General features: G+C 31.7%; 17 protein-coding genes. 4 read left to right on the top strand and 13 right to left on the bottom strand.

Annotated elements, in window-relative coordinates:
- Nucleotides 1-18: 18 nt before the first annotated feature.
- Nucleotides 19-876: a shikimate dehydrogenase gene (locus tag ACTF45_RS01295; RefSeq protein WP_288346563.1), complete on the bottom strand. Its 858-nt coding sequence runs from the start codon at nt 874-876 to the stop codon at nt 19-21.
- 117 nt (nt 877-993) lie between these two features.
- On the opposite strand from ACTF45_RS01295, the gene dnaK reads away from it, so the two are divergent.
- Nucleotides 994-2,898 carry a molecular chaperone DnaK gene (gene dnaK, locus ACTF45_RS01290; RefSeq protein WP_288346564.1) on the top strand — a complete coding sequence of 635 codons (1,905 nt, stop codon included), beginning with the start codon at nt 994-996 and terminating at the stop codon, nt 2,896-2,898.
- Here dnaK and ACTF45_RS01285 read toward each other — a convergent pair.
- Nucleotides 2,895-3,977: an FAD-dependent oxidoreductase gene (locus ACTF45_RS01285; RefSeq protein ID WP_288346565.1), complete on the bottom strand. Its 1,083-nt coding sequence runs from the start codon at nt 3,975-3,977 to the stop codon at nt 2,895-2,897. The genes dnaK and ACTF45_RS01285 overlap by 4 nt on opposite strands.
- Nucleotides 3,978-4,025: 48 nt before the next feature.
- Between ACTF45_RS01285 and purU the strand changes: the two genes are divergently transcribed.
- Entirely contained in the window at nt 4,026-4,880 is an 855-nt protein-coding gene (purU, locus tag ACTF45_RS01280) for a formyltetrahydrofolate deformylase (RefSeq protein WP_288346566.1), read from the top strand.
- 9 nt (nt 4,881-4,889) lie between these two features.
- On the opposite strand, the gene ACTF45_RS01275 is transcribed toward purU, so the two are convergent.
- Complete coding sequence (locus tag ACTF45_RS01275; RefSeq protein ID WP_288346567.1) at nt 4,890-6,248, bottom strand: ClC family H(+)/Cl(-) exchange transporter; 1,359 nt, start codon at nt 6,246-6,248, stop codon at nt 4,890-4,892.
- 9 nt (nt 6,249-6,257) lie between these two features.
- Entirely contained in the window at nt 6,258-8,831 is a 2,574-nt protein-coding gene (gene acnB / locus ACTF45_RS01270; protein ID WP_288346568.1) for a bifunctional aconitate hydratase 2/2-methylisocitrate dehydratase, read from the bottom strand.
- Between the two features lie 97 nt (nt 8,832-8,928).
- Here acnB and ACTF45_RS01265 point away from each other — a divergent pair, with 97 nt between their 5' ends.
- The gene (locus ACTF45_RS01265) at nt 8,929-9,996 is read left to right on the top strand and encodes a 3-deoxy-7-phosphoheptulonate synthase (protein ID WP_438949201.1); all 1,068 of its coding nucleotides are present in this window, start codon (nt 8,929-8,931) and stop codon (nt 9,994-9,996) included.
- A 1-nt stretch (nt 9,997) separates the two neighbouring features.
- Here the strand turns inward: ACTF45_RS01265 and ACTF45_RS01260 are convergent, their stop codons facing one another.
- The 4 genes from ACTF45_RS01260 to ACTF45_RS01245 form a co-directional block, all read right to left on the bottom strand.
- Nucleotides 9,998-10,639: a diacylglycerol/polyprenol kinase family protein gene (locus tag ACTF45_RS01260; RefSeq protein WP_353884894.1), complete on the bottom strand. Its 642-nt coding sequence runs from the start codon at nt 10,637-10,639 to the stop codon at nt 9,998-10,000.
- 8 nt (nt 10,640-10,647) lie between these two features.
- A complete protein-coding gene (locus ACTF45_RS01255; protein WP_438949326.1) occupies nt 10,648-11,667 on the bottom strand; it encodes an RpoD/SigA family RNA polymerase sigma factor in 1,020 nt (339 codons plus the stop codon).
- 197 nt (nt 11,668-11,864) lie between these two features.
- Nucleotides 11,865-13,952: a polyphosphate kinase 1 gene (gene ppk1 / locus ACTF45_RS01250; RefSeq protein ID WP_288346571.1), complete on the bottom strand. Its 2,088-nt coding sequence runs from the start codon at nt 13,950-13,952 to the stop codon at nt 11,865-11,867.
- A 17-nt stretch (nt 13,953-13,969) separates the two neighbouring features.
- A complete protein-coding gene (locus tag ACTF45_RS01245) occupies nt 13,970-15,220 on the bottom strand; it encodes an MFS transporter (protein ID WP_438949200.1) in 1,251 nt (416 codons plus the stop codon).
- A gap of 45 nt (nt 15,221-15,265) precedes the next feature.
- On the opposite strand from ACTF45_RS01245, the gene cobA reads away from it, so the two are divergent.
- Entirely contained in the window at nt 15,266-16,051 is a 786-nt protein-coding gene (gene cobA / locus ACTF45_RS01240) for a uroporphyrinogen-III C-methyltransferase (RefSeq protein ID WP_438949199.1), read from the top strand.
- Nucleotides 16,052-16,053: 2 nt separating this feature from the next.
- On the opposite strand, the gene ACTF45_RS01235 is transcribed toward cobA, so the two are convergent.
- From ACTF45_RS01235 to ACTF45_RS01215, 5 genes are read right to left on the bottom strand one after another with little or no spacing between them, the layout of a single operon-like run.
- Nucleotides 16,054-16,881, bottom strand: a complete 828-nt coding sequence (locus tag ACTF45_RS01235; protein WP_438949198.1) for an aminotransferase class IV — start codon at nt 16,879-16,881, stop codon at nt 16,054-16,056.
- On the bottom strand, nt 16,878-18,197 hold the full coding sequence (locus ACTF45_RS01230; RefSeq protein WP_438949197.1) for an anthranilate synthase component I family protein: 1,320 nt from the start codon (nt 18,195-18,197) through the stop codon (nt 16,878-16,880). The genes ACTF45_RS01235 and ACTF45_RS01230 overlap by 4 nt, the downstream gene beginning before the upstream one ends.
- The gene (queC, locus tag ACTF45_RS01225; protein ID WP_011133318.1) at nt 18,187-18,861 is read right to left on the bottom strand and encodes a 7-cyano-7-deazaguanine synthase QueC; all 675 of its coding nucleotides are present in this window, start codon (nt 18,859-18,861) and stop codon (nt 18,187-18,189) included. The genes ACTF45_RS01230 and queC overlap by 11 nt, the downstream gene beginning before the upstream one ends.
- A gap of 5 nt (nt 18,862-18,866) precedes the next feature.
- The gene (locus tag ACTF45_RS01220; protein WP_288346575.1) at nt 18,867-19,538 is read right to left on the bottom strand and encodes a 7-carboxy-7-deazaguanine synthase QueE; all 672 of its coding nucleotides are present in this window, start codon (nt 19,536-19,538) and stop codon (nt 18,867-18,869) included.
- 27 nt (nt 19,539-19,565) lie between these two features.
- The gene (locus tag ACTF45_RS01215; RefSeq protein WP_438949196.1) at nt 19,566-21,176 is read right to left on the bottom strand and encodes a CTP synthase; all 1,611 of its coding nucleotides are present in this window, start codon (nt 21,174-21,176) and stop codon (nt 19,566-19,568) included.
- Nucleotides 21,177-21,236: the final 60 nt, after the last annotated feature.

Genomic DNA, 21,236 nt, shown 5'->3' with positions numbered 1-21,236 from the left:
TAGCATTTAATTTTTTGATTAAAGATATTCTTTTAATGCATCATGCATAACCTCAAAAGGTACTTCTAATCCGTTTGTCCAGAATGATAATGATTTTGCTCCTTGAGCAATTAGCATTTGAGTACCATCTATAGTCATGCATCCTTTTTTATCGCAAAATTTTAAGAACGGAGTAGGAGAAGGATTGTAAATTAGGTCATAAACAATTGTCTTGGAATTTATGGAATCCCAAAACCCTTGACCAAATGGTAGCTCATCAATATTAGTGCTATTGCTCATTCCTACTGGAGTTGTATTGATTATTAAATCAGTTTCTTGAATTAAATTTTTAATCTCGTTTTTAGTACTAAGCAAACCTTTTATTTCGATATCATTTTTAAAATTGGTAATTAATTCATTTAAAGAATTTTTTTTTCGTGAAATGATTGTAATTTTTGATAATTTTAATTCTATTAGACCTTGGATTACTGATCTAGCTGCACCTCCAGAACCTAAAATTAATGAACTCTTTTTTATTAAATTAAGCTTTTTTAAAGGATAGATAAATCCATCAATATCAGTATTTGTTCCAATCCAATCTTTATTATCGTTCAATTTCAGGGTATTAATAGCTTTTACTTTCTTTGCAACTGGAGATATTTCACTACACATATCAAATACTTTTTGTTTAAAAGGAATTGTAATGTTCAAGCCTTTACAATTCATTTTTTTTAGAGAATTAACAACTCTTTCTAAGTCTTCATTTTTACAAGGTATAGCCATATAAATTAAATCAAGGCCTAAATATTGAATAGCTGCATTTTGCATAATTGGAGACAAAGAATGACTTACTGGGTTTCCAATCAAAGCAAGAAATGATGTTTTACTTGTAATCATTATTAAGAGAAATTTTGCAGGAAAATTGTGATCTGTTCGGGAACCACTCCCCGTTTCAGAGTAACAATAATGTCGTCTATGACCGATTATGGAGAATATTAAATAGAGTATCTACCCATGGGGAAGGTTGTTGGAATCGATTTAGGGACAACAAATAGTTGTGTAGCTGTTATGGAAGGTGGTAAACCTACTGTAATAGCAAATGCAGAGGGTTTCAGAACAACACCATCTGTTGTTGCATATACAAAAAATCAAGATCAGCTTGTTGGTCAGATCGCAAAGCGACAAGCTGTTATGAACCCTGAAAATACCTTTTATTCGGCCAAGCGTTTTGTTGGTAGAAGAGTTGATGAAGTTAATGAGGAATCAAAAGATGTCAGTTATGGTATTGAAAAGGCTGGTTCAAATGTAAAATTAAAATGCCCAGTTTTAGATAAACAATTTTCTCCTGAAGAAGTAAGTGCTCAGGTTTTAAGAAAACTTTCTGAAGATGCAGGTAAATATTTAGGCGAAAATATAACCCAAGCTGTTATAACTGTTCCGGCTTATTTTAATGATTCTCAAAGACAGGCTACAAAAGATGCAGGTAAGATAGCAGGGCTTGAAGTCTTAAGGATAATAAATGAGCCTACAGCTGCTGCTTTAGCTTATGGATTAGACAAAAAAAGTAATGAAAGAATACTTGTTTTTGATTTAGGCGGTGGAACTTTTGATGTATCAGTTTTAGAGGTTGGAGATGGTGTATTCGAAGTTCTATCAACTTCTGGAGACACTCATTTAGGAGGTGATGATTTTGATAGATGTATTGTCGACCATCTAGCAAGCATTTTTAAAAGTAATGAAGGAATTGATTTAAGACAGGACAAACAAGCTTTGCAACGTCTTACTGAAGCGGCTGAAAAGGCAAAGATTGAACTTTCAAATGCTACTCAAAGTGAAATTAACTTACCTTTTATAACTGCTACTCCAGAAGGCCCAAAACATCTTGATTTAAACTTGACTAGAGCAAATTTTGAAGAGCTTGCTTCTAAATTAATCGATAGATGTAGAGTTCCAGTAGAACAAGCTCTAAAGGATGCCAAGCTATCTACAGGAGAGATTGATGAAATAGTAATGGTCGGCGGCTCAACTAGAATGCCTGCTGTTCAAGAATTAGTTAAGCGAGTTACTGGTAAAGATCCTAATCAAACTGTAAACCCTGATGAGGTTGTAGCTGTTGGTGCAGCCATTCAAGGAGGAGTTCTAGCAGGTGAAGTAAAAGATATCTTGTTGTTAGACGTTACCCCGTTATCTCTTGGTGTAGAAACATTGGGAGGAGTAATGACAAAAATGATTACTCGAAATACAACAGTGCCAACAAAGAAATCTGAGACTTATTCAACTGCTGTAGATGGTCAAACTAACGTCGAGATTCATGTTTTGCAGGGAGAAAGAGAAATGGCATCAGATAATAAAAGCTTAGGAACCTTTAGGCTTGATGGTATTCCCTCTGCTCCAAGAGGTGTTCCGCAAATAGAAGTAACGTTTGATATTGATGCAAATGGAATTTTAAGTGTCACCGCGAAAGATAAAGGAAGTGGTAAGGAACAATCCATTTCTATAACAGGTGCTTCAACTCTTTCAGATAATGAAGTTGATAAAATGGTTAAAGATGCAGAATCAAATGCTTCTGTCGACAAAGAAAAAAGGGAGAAAATTGACTTAAAGAATCAAGCGGAAACTCTTGTTTATCAAACAGAAAAACAGTTGGGAGAACTTGGTGATAAAGTTGATGCTTCAGCTAAAGCTAAGGTAGAAGAAAAAAGTAAAGCATTAAAAGAAGCAACTTCAAAAGAAGATTATGAAGCTATGAAAAAATTATTAGAAGAACTACAACAAGAACTTTATGCAATTGGTTCTTCTGTATATCAACAGCCAGGTAACCAACCTCCAGCACCAGGGACTCCAGATTCAAATGAATCAAATGATAAAGGTGGCGATGATGATGTAATTGATGCAGACTTTACAGAGACAAAAGATTAAATAAAATATTTATTTAGTTCATTTGCTACCCAATGAGAACATGAAGGAGCAAGTAAAAATCCATTTTTATAGAAACCAGTACATATAATTAATCCATTTTCTAGATTTTTCTGAATAGGGGATGGTTCTCCTTCCGGTCTTGATCTAATGCCAAACCATTTTCTCGTTACTCTTTCTCTAGATAGCCAGCTAGGTTTGTTCTCAATAAAATCAGTAAGTTTTTCGAAGACATTATCTTCTGGTTTTTCATGATATTCATCAGTAGAACCAATGATAATTTTATTTTTTGTTAAAGGAATTATGTTTTTGCCATTAATGTTGAAATGTTTTGGCAGGGATAATAAATTAACTTCATGTAAGTTTGTACAAATTTCTAAAGCTTGGCCCAAGACTGGTTTTAATTTGATTTTATGAGGCTTGTCTATTATTAAATTTATTGAATTAAGAGAATTACATAAGATAATTGCATCAGTTTTGATTTCGTTATTACTTCTCGAAGCCGCAATCCATTGTTTGTTAAATCTTTTAATTTTTATTATTTCATCTTCTAAAAAATTAATTTTTTTGTTTTTTAGGTAAACATTTAATGTATCTAATAATGATTGAGGATCTATTCTCCCATCTTTGTGGGAAATAACTCCTTTAATATTTTTTGTCTTGAAAATCTTATTGATATTTTTAATAATGATTGAGTCTTTCTCTAAAATTTCAAGTCCTTGGTTTGTATTGTCATTAACAAATTTCTCTAGCTTTTCAAATTTTGCATCATTTGTCGTCAACTGAATTAATCGTTTTTCTATATGTAATTCAGGATTAAACTCTTGTAATAATTTGATCCATTTTGGCCACAATTCAAGGCTTTGTTTTCTAAGTATCCAACTTCTGCCATTCCTCTTTTGATATATATATCCCATTAGAAGACCTAATGCAGCACTACTACTATTTTTGTCTAAAGTTGGATCTGCAATTGTTATTTGATACCCTAATTCAGACAGTTCTAATGCGTTAAACTTTCCTATTATGCCAGCACCTACAATCAGTATATGTGGTTTTTGAAAATTTTCTTTTAATCCTTTCATTGATATATTAGGTGTACTTACTTATTTGATTAAACAATTAAATTTTCTTTGGAACATCCTTCAATTATATTCAAAATTGTTTGTCCTGATCGTCCAGGCTTAGTAAGTAAGCTTACAAGTTGGATATCAAATTATGGTGGCAATATCAAGCATTCAGATCATCATACAGATCAAGATGCGGGGCTATTTCTTAGTAGGATTGAGTGGAATAGCATCCATACAACAATTAACAGAAAGGATATTTATGATAAGTTTCAAAAAATTGCAGTTGATATAAATGGAAAATTTAATATTAATTATTCAGATGAGATTCCGAATGTTGCTATTTTTGTGAGTAAACAAAATCATTGTTTAATTGATTTACTTTGGCGAGTAAGAAATGGTGAACTCAAAATGAATGTCCCATTAATAATTTCTAATCATCCTGATCTTGAAAGTATTGCGAATGACTTTAATTCACAATTTGTTTATTTTGATACTGTTAATTCCTCGAAATCTGATGTTGAAGATCAGATTTTAAAATTAATCGATCAATTTGATATCGATTTTGTTGTATTAGCTAAATATATGCAAATTTTGAGTGATTCTTTTTTGCAAAAGTTTTCTTCAATAATAAATATTCATCATTCTTTCTTACCTGCTTTTAAGGGCGCTCAACCATATCATCGTGCATGGAAAAGGGGTGTAAAATTAATAGGTGCTACAGCACATTATGTAACTAAAGATCTTGATGAGGGCCCAATTATTGAACAATGTACTGTCAATGTAAGTCATAGAGATGAAGTTGATGATTTAATTCGAAAAGGCAGGGATATAGAGAGAGTTGCTTTGGCAAGGGCTGTTAGATTACATCTAAATCACCAAGTATTTGTTTATAAGAGCAAAACCGCTGTTTTTGATTAAAAATAATTTTTAATCCTCTAATTCAATTTGAATTTGTCTTTCATAAATTGATTCTTCATTAAACGCTCTTGCTATTAGGAAACTTGCAATACAGCTAATGAGAACGGGCTTCATAATTAATAAATTTTTTGTTAAAGCAAAAGCTAAGAACATTGCAGTTATTGGTGTTCTTGAACATCCAGCTACAAATGCCCCCATTCCAGCAAATATATATGTACTTGGGGCATGACCTGTAGCAATTTCTACCCAGGTTCCCATGATTAATCCAATAGCTCCTCCTAAGGTGAGCATCGGATAGAATAACCCTCCAGGGGCTCCAGATGCAGCGGCTAATCCTGTTGTTATAAAAAGTATAAATACAGCTAAAAAGGCTATTTCAATATTCGTATTCTTTTCGACTATTATTTTTTGCAATTCATCTAAATTATGGAAAGAGCTAGGCAAAAAAGAATAAATGCTTCCAAGTAAAAGTCCGCAAATACTCATTTTTAGAACAAATTTATTTTTATACCATTTTTTTCCAAGCTTTTGCATAAAAAGAACATACTTACTATAAAGTTCTGCGAATAATCCAATAATTATTCCAAGTAACAAAAGGTAAATAAAATCAATAGGCAAGAAAAAGACAGATGGATCATATTCTTTTTGGATTAAAAAGCCTAGATTGAAATCAAAACCCCCGGCTTTTGGATCTAAACCCAAGGCTTGAATAATATCTGCAGATGAATCTGCTATGAAAGTTGTAATTACGACTAATAATAAGATTACTGGTCTTGCAGAATTTAATAATTCTTCAATTGCGTAAATGAAGCCACCCAAAGGAGCGCTAAATACTGCTGCTATTCCAGCTCCACCTCCAGCAGCAACTATTACTCTTCTAAATGCTAGAGGAGCTTTTAGCCATCTTGCCATTTGCCAAGCAACTGAACCCCCCATTTGAACTGATGGACCTTCAGGACCCAAAGGGAACCCGCTTCCGATTGCAATGATTCCAGATATTAATTTGACTAATCCAACTTTAAGATTCATGGGTACTTTTTTATGTCTTAAAAATCCCATAATTTGACTTACACCTGAACCTTTCGCTGCAGGAGCAAAATTTTTAATCAAAAATCCTGCAATAGCTCCACCAACTGCACCAAATAGTGGTAAGACTGCAACAGACGGAAAATGATTTAAAAGTTCTAATCTCCAATTATTTATAAAATAAATTCCAGTTTTAAAAGAAATACTAGTAATTGATGCCCCTAAACCTGTTAATAGAATTGATATGAAAACAACAAAAGATCTTTGTTTAAGTAATTTTTTAATGCTTCGAGAAGAGTTATTTCCTGTTTTTTTAATATTTTCTTTTATGAGGTTTCGCATAGGCCATGATTACTTTGTCAAGCTGAAATCGTGTATTTCATCAAATTGAAGATAGCGATAAAGTTCATCAGAATATGGATTAATTTTATTTTTAGTAATATCCTGATATTCTTCTATTTCAGGAATTTTTCCAAGAAGTGCACAAACTGCTGCTAATTCTGCACTCCCTAAAAATACTTGAGCATTTTTCCCAAGCCTATTGTCAAAATTTCTTGTACTAGTAGAAAATACAACTGATCCTTCATCTACTCTGGCTTGATTTCCCATGCATAAAGAACAGCCAGGCAATTCTAATCTCGCACCACAATTTTCAAATATTTCATAGTAACCTTCTTGTTTCAGAGTTTCCTCATCCATTTTTGTGGGTGGACAAATCCATAGTTTTGCCTTTAAATTTTTCACACCTTCAAGAACTTTTGCGGCAGCCCTGTAGTGACCAATGTTTGTCATACAAGAACCTATAAAAACTTCATCAATATTTGTATTTGCAACATCAACAATTTCCTTCACATTATCTGGATCATTGGGGCAAGCAACTATAGGTTGTTTAACTTGAGATAAGTCAATTTCAATTATTTCTTCGTAACTGGCATTCAGATCTGGCTGAATTAATTCAGGTTTCTTTAACCAATTTTTCATATCATTAATTCTTCTTGATATTGACTTTGAATCTTCATAATTGCTCTCAATCATTTTTTCTAAAAGGCAAATATTGCTTCTTATGTATTCTTGAACAGTTTCCTGTGATAAAAGTATTGTGCTTCCAGCGCATGAGCGTTCAGCAGTAGCATCAGTTAGTTCGAAAGCTTGTTCAAGTTTTAAGTTAGGCAATCCTTCAATTTCCATAATTTTTCCGTTAAATATATTTTTTTTATTTGCTTTCTCAACAGTCAAAAGTCCCTTTTTAATCGCAAAGAGTGGGATTGCATTAACTAAATCTCTTAAGGTTATGCCTGGTAATAAATCGCCCTTAAATTTTACGAGTACTGATTCTGGCATATTTAATGGCATTGATCCTATTGCAGCAGCAAAGGCAACAATGCCTGAGCCTCCAGGAAATGAAATTCCAAGAGGGAATCTTGTATGACTATCTCCACCTGTACCAACAGTATCAGGAAGGAGCATTCTGTTAAGCCAGCTGTGAATTATTCCATCCCCGGGTTTTAGGGCTACTCCACCTCTTTGAGATATAAAGTCAGGTAATTCTTTATGTGTAAGCAAATCTACTGGTTTAGGATATGCAGCTGTGTGACAAAAACTTTGCATAACTAAATCTGCAGTGAATCCTAAACAAGCTAATTCTTTAAGTTCATCCCTCGTCATAGGCCCAGTAGTATCTTGACTCCCAACTGTCGTCATAATTGGTTCACAGGTCATTCCAGGTCGAACCCCCTTTAAACCGCATGCTTTACCTACTATTTTTTGTGCTTGAGTAAAACCAGAATTAAATTCTTTTGGATTTTTTGGCCTGATAAATATTTCACTAGGTTGATAATCTAATTTGTTTCTAATCTTGTCTGTGAGTGACCGTCCAATCATGAGATTTATTCTCCCTCCAGCTTGAATTTCATCAGTAATAGTTGATGGACACAAGTCGAATTGACTTATTACTATTTCAGAATTAGTATTTTTTTCAATTTTTTTAATAACGCCTTCATAAGGAAATATCTTTATTAAATCCCCTGTGTTCATTTGAGATACATCAGCCTCTATCGGAAGTGCTCCTGAATCTTGTGCGGTATTAAAGAAAATAGGAGCTATTTTGCTGCCAATTATTATTCCTCCGGTTCTTTTATTTGGTACAAAAGGTATATCTTCGCCAATATGCCAAATCACTGAATTTATAGCTGATTTTCTTGAACTACCTGTGCCTACTACATCTCCAACATAAGCAATTGGGATCTCTTGTTTTTTAAGATTATCAAGAATTTCTAATCCATCTTGCTTTTTAAATTCGAGCATAGCCAAAGCGTGCAATGGTATATCAGGACGAGTTGTCGCGTGAACTGCAGGAGATAAGTCATCTGTATTTGTCTCACCATCAATTTTGAATACTAGACAAGTAATTTCTTTCTGTAGAACTTTTTTACTTTTGAACCATTCTGCATTTGCCCAACTATTTACTACTTCTTGTGCATAAATATTATTTTGAGATAATTCATAAATATCATTCGCCGAATCGTAAACAAGAATGATATTTTTTAAAACCTCTGCTGCTTTTTTTGCTAGTAAACTATTTTCCCCTTTAAGTATTTCAACCAGAGAATTAACATTATATCCACCTATCATTGTGCCTAGTATCTCAATTGCTCTCTCAGGGTTAATGTATCTGCAATGTTTTTCGCCTTGAGCAATTGCCGTAAGCCAGCTTGCTTTTACATATGCTGCCTCGTCTACCCCTGGCGGTACTCTATTTATGAGCAAATCTAGTAAATATTCACTATCGTAATTAGTGTTTTGCTCCAAGAGGTTAGTAATACAGTTAGTCTGTTCTGCATTTAGTGGTAATGGAGGTATGCCTTTAGTAGCTCTCTCAGCTACATGATGTGCATAATCTTTGAGCAATGTTTCCAATTTCTTCATTTGTAAGGTTTAATGCCTAATCTATTGTTATTTTTAATATTGATAAGGAGAGTATTCATAAATGCTTTTTTAAATATTCAAACTTCTTAATTAATCAATGACGACTTCATCCAATAATCAATCTTTAGAAAAAACATCTGATTTGCATGTTGTTGAAACACGTCCATTAATACCTCCAAGCAAACTTCATAATGATATACCTTTAGATTATACCTCTGCAGAAACTGTCTCTAATAGTAGAAGATCAATACAAAATATTTTGCACAATAATGATCCTAGGATTCTAGTCATAGTGGGACCATGTTCAATCCATGATATTGAGGCTGCTAAAGATTATTCAGAATATATTCAGGAATTTAGAAAAATTTATAAAGATAAATTAGAAATTGTAATGCGAGTATATTTTGAAAAACCCAGAACTACAATTGGTTGGAAAGGATTAATAAATGACCCTCATTTAGATGGTTCATATGACATTAATACAGGTTTACGAAGAGCGAGAAATCTACTATCTTATTTGGCAACGCGTGGGATACCCTCAGCTACTGAGTTATTAGATCCAATTGTTCCTCAATATATTGCTGATTTAATCAGTTGGACAGCAATTGGTGCAAGGACTACTGAAAGTCAAACTCATAGAGAAATGGCTTCAGGATTATCCATGCCTATTGGTTTTAAAAATGGTACTGATGGTTCTTTTAGCACGGCTATTAATGCGATGCAGTCGGCTTCAAAATCTCATCATTTCTTAGGTGTTAATGATCAAGGTTATGCTTCTATTGTAAATACAACGGGTAATCCAGATGGACATATAGTTTTAAGAGGAGGTTCTAAAGGAGTTAATTATGAAAATCAACATGTAAAAAGTATTTCTTCAGAATTAAAAGTAGGTAATCTTCCTTACAAAGTTATGATTGATTGTAGCCATGGGAACTCAAATAAAGATTACAGGAAGCAATCTGATGTTCTTAAAAACGTAGCCAATCAGATTAAGAATGGTGAAAAAAATATTTTAGGAGTAATGCTTGAAAGTCATCTGAAGGAGGGTAATCAAAAACTTTCAAACAGGAAAGATCTTGAATATGGTACGAGTATTACTGATGCTTGCATAAATATAGATACAACAAAAAATTTGCTTCAGATTCTGTATGATTCAATTTTGTAATTTATAAACCTGTAATAAAAAAATTAAAGCAAAATGCTGCTGAAATTGGCACTATAAAATTATCTATTCCAAAAATACTAAATTGTTCAAGCATTGTAGAAATAGAAGCAATAGTAAAAAAATTTATATTAAAAGTGTATTTTTGGATATAACTTAAACCAAAAACTACTATAAAGCTTGTAATAAACATAGTGGTTGTTCCAAACAAGGATTTTTTTTGGTTTAAAAAAATCCAACTTTTGGATTTAAAGTTCTTTCCTATTAATGCTGCAAAGCCATCACCAAATGTCATTATAAAAAAACCAGCAATCAGTGAAGTAGGATCTTTTTCCCAATAAAGGTAAATTAAAATAAATAAACTTAAACAATAAAATAACGTTCCATAACTTTTTCTATCTACATCCTCAATAGTTGGAAATAATTTAGATTGGTAATTTATGAAAGTTAACAACGTAACAAGCCCTGTAAAACAAAGAGCAGAAGTTTGATCTATATCTAAGAATTTTGCGAGAGGAATTAAAGGTCCTATTCCAATATGAATAATTTTTCTCAGTACTTCTTTATTATTTGGATTAAATCTTTTGTATATTATCGATATAAAAAAGATAATAAATATATAAATTAAAATAAAAACAAAATTCAACAACTTAATTAGGCTGCTTTTTGATGAGTGGTCATTACTCTAAGTTTTAATATTGCCTTAGCTTCTAGTTGCCTAACTCTTTCTCTGGATACATTTATTTGTCTTCCTATTTCTGCCAGTGTAAGAGGTTCCTCTCCGTCTAAGCCGAATCTAAGTTTCATAATTTTTTGTTCTCTTTCATTTAATTGAGTTAGCCAAGTTCCTAAATGTTCTTTTTGGATTGCTCTATCCATCCCTTCCATAGGCTCTTCTCCATTTGGATCTGGAATAAGTTCACCTAAGGTACTACGATCTTCTTCGCCTCTTGCGTGAGCATCAAGAGATGCACATGGAGCACTTTGAGAGATTAAGTCTTCTAAATCTTTTTGCTCAATTCCCATCGCTGTTGCCATTTCTAATCTGGTTGGTTGTCTTCCAGATTTTTGAGATAATTCTCTAGAAACTCTTCTCATTTTGGAAAGTTTTTCACTAATATGAATTGGTAATCGAATTGTCCTAGCGCTATTATCAATAGCTCTTGTCATTCCTTGTCTAATCCACCAATAAGCATAAGTAGAAAATTTATATCCCATTGCAGGATCAAATTTATCAACCGCTCTTTCTAAGCCTATAGCGCCTTCTTGTACCAAGTCTAATAATTCTAAACCTTGATTTTGATACTTCTTGGCAACAGATACTACAAGTCTTAAATTGGCTGACATCATTCTATCTCTAGCTCTTTTCCCAATTTTAATTAGGCGAAGATGTTTAGATGATCTTTCTATCTCAGGAATTTCTAGCATCTTTTTCATGTTTTGAACATGATGAGCTAGCTCTATTTCTTCTGCTGCAGTAAGAAGAGGAACTCTTCCAATACTGCTTAAGTAATAACCTATTGAATCTGAAGCAAGTCTTGCAGATTTTTTTTGGTTTTGTTTAGCAGTTAAGCTTGGTTTTGTTTTGCGAGTCTTGCCCGCAGTGTTTGGTAATCTAGGTTCTTCAGTTTTCTTTTTTGAAGAACTATTTCCAGATTCCAGAAGGATCCCCATCACCCTGGCCTCTTTAAGTGGATTTTTTAAAAAGCTAGCACTGAAATCAAGAAAAAAAATACTTTTGCGTTGAAACTTTAAAGACAAGAAAATTGATTTCTCTTAATATTACTTCAAAATAACTGATATGACTTGATTTCTTATAAATATAAAATTTTTATCAATATTAAGAAGTTTTTAAAATGTTATAAAAAAATTTATTTTTGTAATCTTTTTATTAGATCAATTTGAGAACGATTTGAGTTTGAATCTCCCTCTTTTTTTTCGTATATTCCATCTTTATTCATGATCCAGGAGTAATAATTATCATCAATATAAGTTTGTAAAAGATCATATAGTTGAGATTTTAATTTTAGGTCTTCTATAGGTGTAACAGCTTCTATCCTTCTGTCTAAATTTCTTCTCATCCAGTCTGCGCTGCCTATAAAAACTTCTGGATTATTGTCATTGTAAAACCAAAAAATTCTAGAATGTTCAAGAAAATGCCCAATAATACTTGTAACCTTGATATTTTCACTCAAATTCTCTCTTTGAGGATATAAACAACATATTCCTCTTATTATCAGGTGAATTTTTACTCCTTTTTGGGAAGCTAAATAAAGTAATTGAATAATTTCTGGATCTACTAATGAATTCATTTTTGCAATAATTTCAGCTTTCTTGCCCTTTTCGATATTTTCAATTTCTCTATTTATTAAAAAGATGAATTTTTTTCTTAATGATGTTGGAGATACTAATAATTTCTGATAAGCCTTTTGTTTTGAGAAACCTGATAAGTAATTAAAGAGTTCAATTAAATCTGAGGAGATATCAGGATCTGTTGAAAGAAATCCTATGTCTGTGTAATAGCGAGAAGTATTCGAATTGTAATTTCCCGTTCCAATATGAAAATAATTCCTTAGTCTTCCTTTCTCTTTTCTAACCACTAAAGCAATCTTTGTATGTGTTTTAAAGCCTAGTATTCCATAAACAACATGAATTCCAGCTTGCTCAAGCTGTTTTGCCCATTGGATGTTGTTATCTTCATCAAATCTTGCTTTGAGCTCAACAAGAGTCATTACCTCTTTCCCATTCTCAGCTGCTCTCATTAAGGCTTCAATAATTGGAGAATCTTTTGAAACTCTATAAAGAGTAATTTTAATAGCTAGTACAAGTGGGTCGTCAGCAGCTTTGTTGATAAATTCTTCTACAGAGGTTTTGAATAAGTCGTATGGATGATGTAGAAGTATACTCTGTTTTCTAAGAATGCTAAAAATAGAGTTAAAATTTTTGTCTTTAGAAGAATCTAACGATTTTAATAATGGATGTGTATCTCCAATTAATAAATTTTCTTTTAAGTCTTCTCGATTAATTTTTATGAGGTAATTTAAATCGTCAAGTCCTAATAAGCTTTTGCAAAAGTAGATATATTCTTCTGGTATTGCAATACTTTCAATGAGTAACTTTAAAATATTTTGTGGAATATTTTCATTTACTTCTAATCTAACTACATCTCCCCCTAATCTTCTTTTTTGCAAGCTTTGCTCTACCGCAAGAAGTAAGTCGTCAGCTTCAAGTTCTTTTAATTCTAAATCTGCATCTCTTGTTACTCGGAAAAAAGAATAATTTAAGCATTCCATTCCATTAAAAAAGGCATTGATGTTGTTTCCAATTAAGTCTTCAACAGTTATAAAAAAATGCTCTCTTTCATCTTCAGTTTCAATAATTTCATTGGGAATTAGTATAAATCTGCCAATATTTTTTGTCGGTATTTTAATTCTTACAAATTGATTTTTTGATTCTTCTCCATCATTAATGAGAGCAGCCAAATTAAGACTTAAATTACTTATAAAAGGGAATGGGTGCGCAGGATCAACTACTAATGGTGTTAATAAAGGAAAAATTGAAGATAGGAAATAGCTATTACACCAATTTTTCTGATTTTGATTGAGTTCACAATACTTTTTTATGAAAATGCCTTCATTTTTAAGCTCATCATTTAATTCATTATTAAAATATTTTTCTTGAAGGATTGTGAGTTTTTTTACTTCCTTGTTAATTTTTTTTAATTGTTCTTTAGGAGTATGTCCATCAATACTTTTTTTTCTAATTCCGGCTTCAACTTGAGCCTTTAATGATGCAACTCTAACCATAAAAAATTCATCAAGATTATTACTGAAAATTGAAAAAAATTTAATTTTATCTAGTACTTTATAATCTTTCTCCATCCCTGTAAGAAGGACTCTTTTATTAAAGTCGATCCAACTTAATTCTCTATTAATAAAATTGTTAGCTTCGTATTTCATTAAAGGGATTGTATTTGTTAATTATAAGAAATATTGTTATTTTTTCCTTCAATAATAAGGTAAATCATAAAAAGTAAAATAATTGATCCTGCAATAAATGGTGCTTTTGGACCAAAATCATCATAAACTCTTCCAGCCATTCCGATACCTAAAACCCCGCCAAGACTTTGAAGACCTTGCAAATTACTTAATATAGAGCCCTGGTTATCCCCATCTAATTTCTTTGATATTAATGCTCTTAATGTAGGTGTAATTAAACCCGCACCCACGGCTAAGAATGAAACTGCAGAATAAATATTTACTATCGCATTTTCTTGAGGGGTAGTTATCAAAAGAAAACATGCTAAGAGAATAAAACCTGCACCAATTAAAGTAAGTCTCATTTCTCCAAATTTTTTTACTAGAGGACCAATTAGCCCACCTTGTACAATAATTGCTATCACCCCCACAACTACCAGAGTTCCACTGGATGCCTTAGTTGTCCAATTCAGGGACTCTTGTAGGAAGAAAATTAAAATATTTGTTAGTCCAGTAAAAGCTATGAAATATATAAAAAAAGCTAGAGATAATTTTCTAATTTTTTCTTCTTTAAATACTTTAAATAATTGTTTTAGAGGATTTTTTAAAATTTGAGTTGATTTATTTAATTCGTTTTGAGGCTTGGTTTCTGGTAAATAAAAGAATACTAGTATGAAGTTAATAATTGGAATTATTGAAGCTATTATTACTGGAATAATGAAATTATTATTTGTATTTTTAGCAAAAATAACAACAAATATATTACCCAAGAAGAAACTTAATCCAAATGCGACTCCAATAAGTCCAAATGTTTTTGCTCTTTTTTCAGGACTAGAAATATCTGCAAGAATAGTAGTCGCTGTTGCAGCAGTTCCACCACTTAGACCGTCAATAAGTCTTGCTATAAATAATAAAAATAAGGGGATAGTCGCTAGTGAAGTTGACCAATCAAATAAAACTGTAAATGATAATATTGATATTCCGATGATTGAGCCCGTTATACAAAACAAGGTTACAGGTCTTCTTCCATATCTATCACTCATAAGCCCAATAAAAGGCGAAGCCGTAAATTGTGCTAATTGATAAGTACAAGAGAGCAAACCATAAGTACTAGCTTTTGAGTCAAATAGTAAAACAAAAGAAGGTAAAATTGGTAAAAGAATACTTTCGCTTAATCTATCATTTAGGAGAGTTACAAAAGCACTGAATAAAGTAAATTTTCTACTTGGCTTGAATAAACTTTTTTTCACGATATTTATCTACAATACAATTTTCTTTTACTACCATACTTGTTAATGGAGAATAATGTGCCCGGTATAGTTTATTTAGTTGGAGCAGGTCCTGGTGACCCTGAGCTGCTAACTTTAAAAGCCTTACGACTTATCAAAAGTTGTGATGCTTTGGTCCATGATGCGTTAGTTTCTCCCCAAATCATAAAGGAGACTAATAAGAAAACTGAAATATTTAATGTAGGTAAAAGGGCTGGGTTGTGTTCTGTTCCTCAGGCTGATACTAATTTACTTATTGTGAAATTAGCAAAAGAGGGAAAGAATGTTGTAAGGCTTAAAGGAGGTGATCCTTTTGTTTTCTCACGAGGCGGTGAAGAAGTATCTTTTTTAGAAAAAAATGGGATTTCAGTTGAAATTGTCCCTGGGATAACTTCTGGAATAGCTGCTCCTTCAAATTTTGGGATCCCATTAACTCATCGAGAAGCAGGAAGCTCTATAACTTTTGTGACTGGACATGAAGATATTAATAAAGATAAAAAGACTGTTAATTGGAGATTGTTAGCTAAATCATCTGATGGTTTAGTAATTTATATGGGCATGAGAAATATAGAATTTATTGTTAAAGAATTACTTATAGGCGGTTTGGATGAAAATACTAAATGTGCTGTTATTCAAGAAGCAACTTTAAATAATCAAAAATGTTTAATTTCAGAATTAAAGAATTTAGCAGAGGCAATAAGTAGTAGAGGTTTCTCTTCACCATCGATTATCGTTATTGGAAGTATTGTTGATTTTAAAGTTAATAACTATATAAATAACCTATCTGATGCTTTTTTACCAGAAAAGAAATAATCTTACTCATATAACAATTCCCAGAAATACTTTGGATCAAAAGTTGTTGTAAATTTTATATCATTAACTCTATTAATTTGTCTACAAGATAAACTATTAATTGCAATTAAAATATCATCATTGTAAAATTTAGGTAAGATCAAATCTTCCTTAATTATTTTTAATTTTATAGCTTTTTTAACCATAATTCCCTGAAGACATCCACTTTCTTTTCTTGGTGTCATCCATACATTATTTCTTTTCAGTATGATATTAAAAGTACTCCCACAACATAGTTCATCAGCAGTATTTAATATTAAACAATCATCAAATAATTTTTTATTAGCTTCTATTAGTACTTGTATTGATTGATTATATGAGAAAGTTTTACATTGATTAATTAAACTATATTGATTTCTTTTTTCTGTTTGACTAATAAATGTACTTATTGGAGAAAAACTAGGTTTTATAATATAAAATTCAATCCATAAATTATTTTTGTAATCTTCCTGTTGATCTTTGTTAATTCTAATTGATCTGCCTTTATTCAAGCCTCTGCTGTAGTTAATTCTAATTGATCCTAACTGCTCGTTTTTAAGAGATAATTTTTTAATACCTAGACTAATAATGTTTTTTAAATGTGATTTATTAATATTCAAATTCATATTTAAAACTCTATTGCTATTTTCTAGTCGTTGAATATGTTCGTCTATCAAAACAGCATTATTCTTTTTTATTAAAACAGTTTCGAATATTCCATCTCCAAACTTTAGACCTCTATCATTTGCTGATATATAAATGTTTTCAATATCTAGCCATTTATCTTTATGCCAACCTATACTCTGTTTCATTTCAACGAATCTATTAAAGGCAAAAGTTTCCACTTTAGTTCTTCTGTTTCATTTTGAGGATCAGAATCACTAACTATTCCGCAACCAGCAGATATATTAATTTGCTTATTTTTTACTACAAATGATCTTATTAGTATGTTGCTATCAAACTCTCCATTCCAGTCAACTTTTATGAAGGATCCACAGTAAGGTCCTCTTCCATTTTTTTCTATTTCAAATAGCCTTTGGCATGAACGTAATTTTGGAGCCCCAGTTATTGAGCCTCCTGGCCAGCAAGCAATTAGTAAGTCAACCCAGCTTTTATCCTTTTTTAGTTTCCCTCTAATTACTGATGTAAGATGATGTACTTTCAAGTAACTCTCAAGTTTTAATATTTCTGGAACCTCAATACTTCCTATTTCGCATACTTTGCTTAAATCGTTTCTTAAGAGGTCCACAATCATAATATTTTCAGCTCTATCTTTTTCGTTTGTTATCAAATCTATGGCATTTAATGCATCTTGATTTTGATCTTGGTGTCTGGATCTTGTCCCTTTGATAGGTCTTGATTCGACATATCCTTCTTTGTCTATTTTCAAAAATCTTTCAGGTGAAGTTGATAACACTGATTCGTTGATTCCCTTCGAATTATTTATTATTATTCCTCCAAAAGGGGCTTTCAATTTTCTTCTTATTTTTGAATATATGTTTAAAGAACTATAAGTTTCTAAAGCTTCAACCTCACATTGAGTTGTTAGATTTGCTTGAAAAATATCTCCTATAGATATTAATTTCTTAACTTTTAAAATATTTGTTTGAAATTCGTTGGTTATTTCTTTTAAATTAATTTTTGAAAAATTAAATTTCAGATTATTTTTAATAGAATTTTTTTCTGTTTCAGCATTAATATTTAAAATTATTTTTTCAAATTTATTTATTTCAGTAGAACTAGTTCCCTCAAGAATTATTTCATTAAAAACTAGATTAAATTTAATAATTGGATCATAAGATGCAATCCACAAAGTTGATATTTCATTATTCTTCCATGGATTTTTTGGCTCGATATATGCGCCCGCCTCAAAGTTTAACCAGCCCATCCAAAATCCTCTATCAATTTTTTTTAATTTAAAAAATGGATTATTATCATTATTCAAATTATTTATATCTCTAGAGCAAATAATTTCCTTTGGGTTAACTCCTAAAATAGACCATTCTCCATTATCTTTCCCATCACTATCTAACCAAGACAATCCATGGTCTCCAAATTTCAATGCAAAATGATTAGCTATCAATTCTGGATCAAGCCACTTAGATAATTTTTTGGTCTTAATTCTCATTCTTTTTTATTTGCCATTTTTTGTAGGCTGTTTGTCTAATTCTGCAACTATCACATTTCCCACAGGGTTCTAAATTTCCTGAATAACAACTCCATGTTTTTTCTAAAGGAACATTATTATCAAAAGCTAATTGAATAATATCTTCTTTATTTAGATCGAGTAAAGGTGTCCAAAGTTTAATTGGATTTTCTTCTCTTCCACGTTTGTTAGCAAGATTAGCTAGTTCTTGAAACTTTTTAATGTAATCGGGTCTGCAATCAGGATAACCAGAATAATCCAGTGCATTAACTCCTAGGCCTATTAAATCAGCATTTATTGCTTCAGCATAGCTTAACGCAACAGAAATAAAGATCGTATTTCTTCCAGGCACATAGGTATTTGGAATTGTATTTTGCTGTATGCCATCAATAGGTAAATCTTTTTTTATATCTGTAAGAGATGACCCGCCCCACAAAGATAAGTCAAGCTTTACTATTTTGAATTCCTCTATTTCAAAGTGATTGGCTATTGTGAATGCGGAATCTAATTCTTTTTTATGTCTTTGTCCGTAATCAAAAGATAAGCCAAATATTTTAGCTTTGGACGCTTTTGCTAAGCCTGTAACAGTTGAAGAATCTAAGCCTCCTGATAATAAAATTACTGCAGATTTATTTTTTAAATCCATATAAATTATTTAATCTTTAAGTATTTATGTGTCTGAAGACTTAAGTTCCATTCAGGATTATTTTTAACAAAATCAATCGTGAGTGAAAACCCACTTGCGTTTTCCCAAGCGGGCTGTACATAATATTTTTTATCTAACTTATAAAAATTGTCTTTTGATGATAAGTTCTGATATTTGTTCATTATTTCTTGCTTTATATCAATTGCAAAATCAATATCTTTTTTATCATTGATAATTATTTTTAATTCATTAAAGTTTTTCAAAAAATAAGTTCTGGGGGGTAAATGTCTTTTTGGAGATAAAGTAATCCAATCATAATTACCTGACATTTTGTTGACGCCACTTGTTTCAATATGGATCTTGATTGGGTTTTGATCCTTTTCAGAAGTTTCTTTATTTATAGCTTGGCACAAATTATCTAAATTATGATGTAAAGGCTCACCACCAGTGATAACCAAAAAAGATGCGCCTTTTTTTCGAGCCTTTTTTATTTCATCAATGATTTTTTTGATTGGTATTAAAGGGTATTTTTCTTTATCCCAAGAATGTTTAGTATCGCACCATGAGCATCCAACGCTACATCCAGCTAGTCTTATAAAAAAGGCACTTTGGCCTGTGTGAAAACCCTCTCCTTGTAATGAATGAAATTTTTCTACTAATGGTAAGAAATTTGTCATTATTGCATTCAAGAAAAATAAATAATATTAATTTGATTGCTCTAATTTTTCCTGCGATGCTTTGATCAACCCTTTAAATAATGGATGTGGCTTCCCTGGCCTTGATAAGAATTCAGGATGGTATTGGCATGCTAAAAAATATGGATGATCAACTAATTCAATTAATTCTACTAATCTTCCATCTGGTGATGTGCCACTGATTTTGTATCCAGAATCTAAAAAACTTTGTTTGTAGTAATTATTAAATTCATATCTATGTCGATGCCTCTCATATATAACATCTTCGTTATACAACTCTTTACCAGTTGTATTTTTTTGAAGTCTACAAGGATAAACTCCTAATCTCATAGTCCCTCCAAGATCAACAATGTCTTCTTGTTCAGGTAATAAATGAATAACAGGGTTTTGGGAATCTGGATTTAATTCTGAGCTAGATGCATCAGGTAATTGGGCTAGATTTCTTGCCCATTCTATTACTGCGCATTGCATACCTAAACATAAACCTAGGAAAGGAATCTTCTTTTCTCTTGCAAATTTTATTGCTTCAATTTTTCCATTCACTCCTCTATTCCCAAATCCTCCTGGAACTACAATTGCATCAACATCATTTAAATACTCTTCGGCTGATTTCTCTTCGATCATTTCAGCACTTACCCAATACAAATCTAATAAAGCTTTTTGTTCAATGCAAGCATGCCTTAATGCCTCCACTACTGAAAGATATGCATCACCAAGTTCTATATATTTTCCAACTAAAGCAACTTTTATAGGGTTACCAGGATTTCTAAGATTATGAATTATTTTTTCCCAATTCTCTAAATCACATTCTTTATCTTCGAGTTCTAGACAAGTTAAAGTCTGTTTACATAAACCTTCATTCTTTAATGAAAGAGGAACTGAATAAATACTATCAGCATCTAATGCTTCAATTACACAATTAAGATTAACTCCGCAGAAACCACTGAGTTTTCTTTTTAGCCCTTCATTAATTTCTTTATCACTTCTGCATACAAGCAAATCTGGTTGTATACCAATGGATCGTAACTCCTTAACAGAATGTTGAGTAGGTTTAGTTTTTATCTCACCAGATGTTTTGATATAAGGAAGTAAAGTTACGTGAATATAAGCGACATCATTTTTATTAACATCATTTTTAAATTCTCTTATTGCCTCTAAAAATGGTAGAGATTCAATATCTCCTACTGTTCCACCAATCTCAGTTATGACGATATCAGCATTGCTGTTAGCTGCTACTCTATGAATCCTTTCTCTTATTTCTCTTGTGATGTGAGGAATAACTTGAACTGTACCTCCGTTGTAACTCCCTCTTCTTTCTTTATTAATGACTGCTTGGTAGATGGATCCTGTAGTGACACTATTTAAACGAGTCATTGCAGTGTCAGTAAATCTCTCATAGTGACCTAAATCTAAATCTGTTTCAGCTCCATCTTCGGTAACGAAAACTTCGCCATGTTGAAACGGGCTCATTGTTCCTGGGTCAACATTTAGATAGGGATCTAGTTTAAGTATTGAAACGCTATACCCTCTTGATTTTAATAATCTTCCTAAGCTCGCGGCAACAATACCTTTACCTATGCTAGAAACAACTCCTCCAGTAACAAAAACAAACTTTGACATGCAATATTTTTAATTAAGCACAACCTCCTTATATTTTATTTAAACAAAAAATTTATTGAT

Origin of the sequence: Prochlorococcus sp. (assembly GCF_965655815.1) — a bacterium.
Classification (GTDB): Bacteria; Cyanobacteriota; Cyanobacteriia; order PCC-6307; family Cyanobiaceae; genus Prochlorococcus_A; species Prochlorococcus_A pastoris.
Note: the sequence above shows the minus strand (reverse complement) of the source record. Positions and strands in the feature narration are given on the sequence as shown.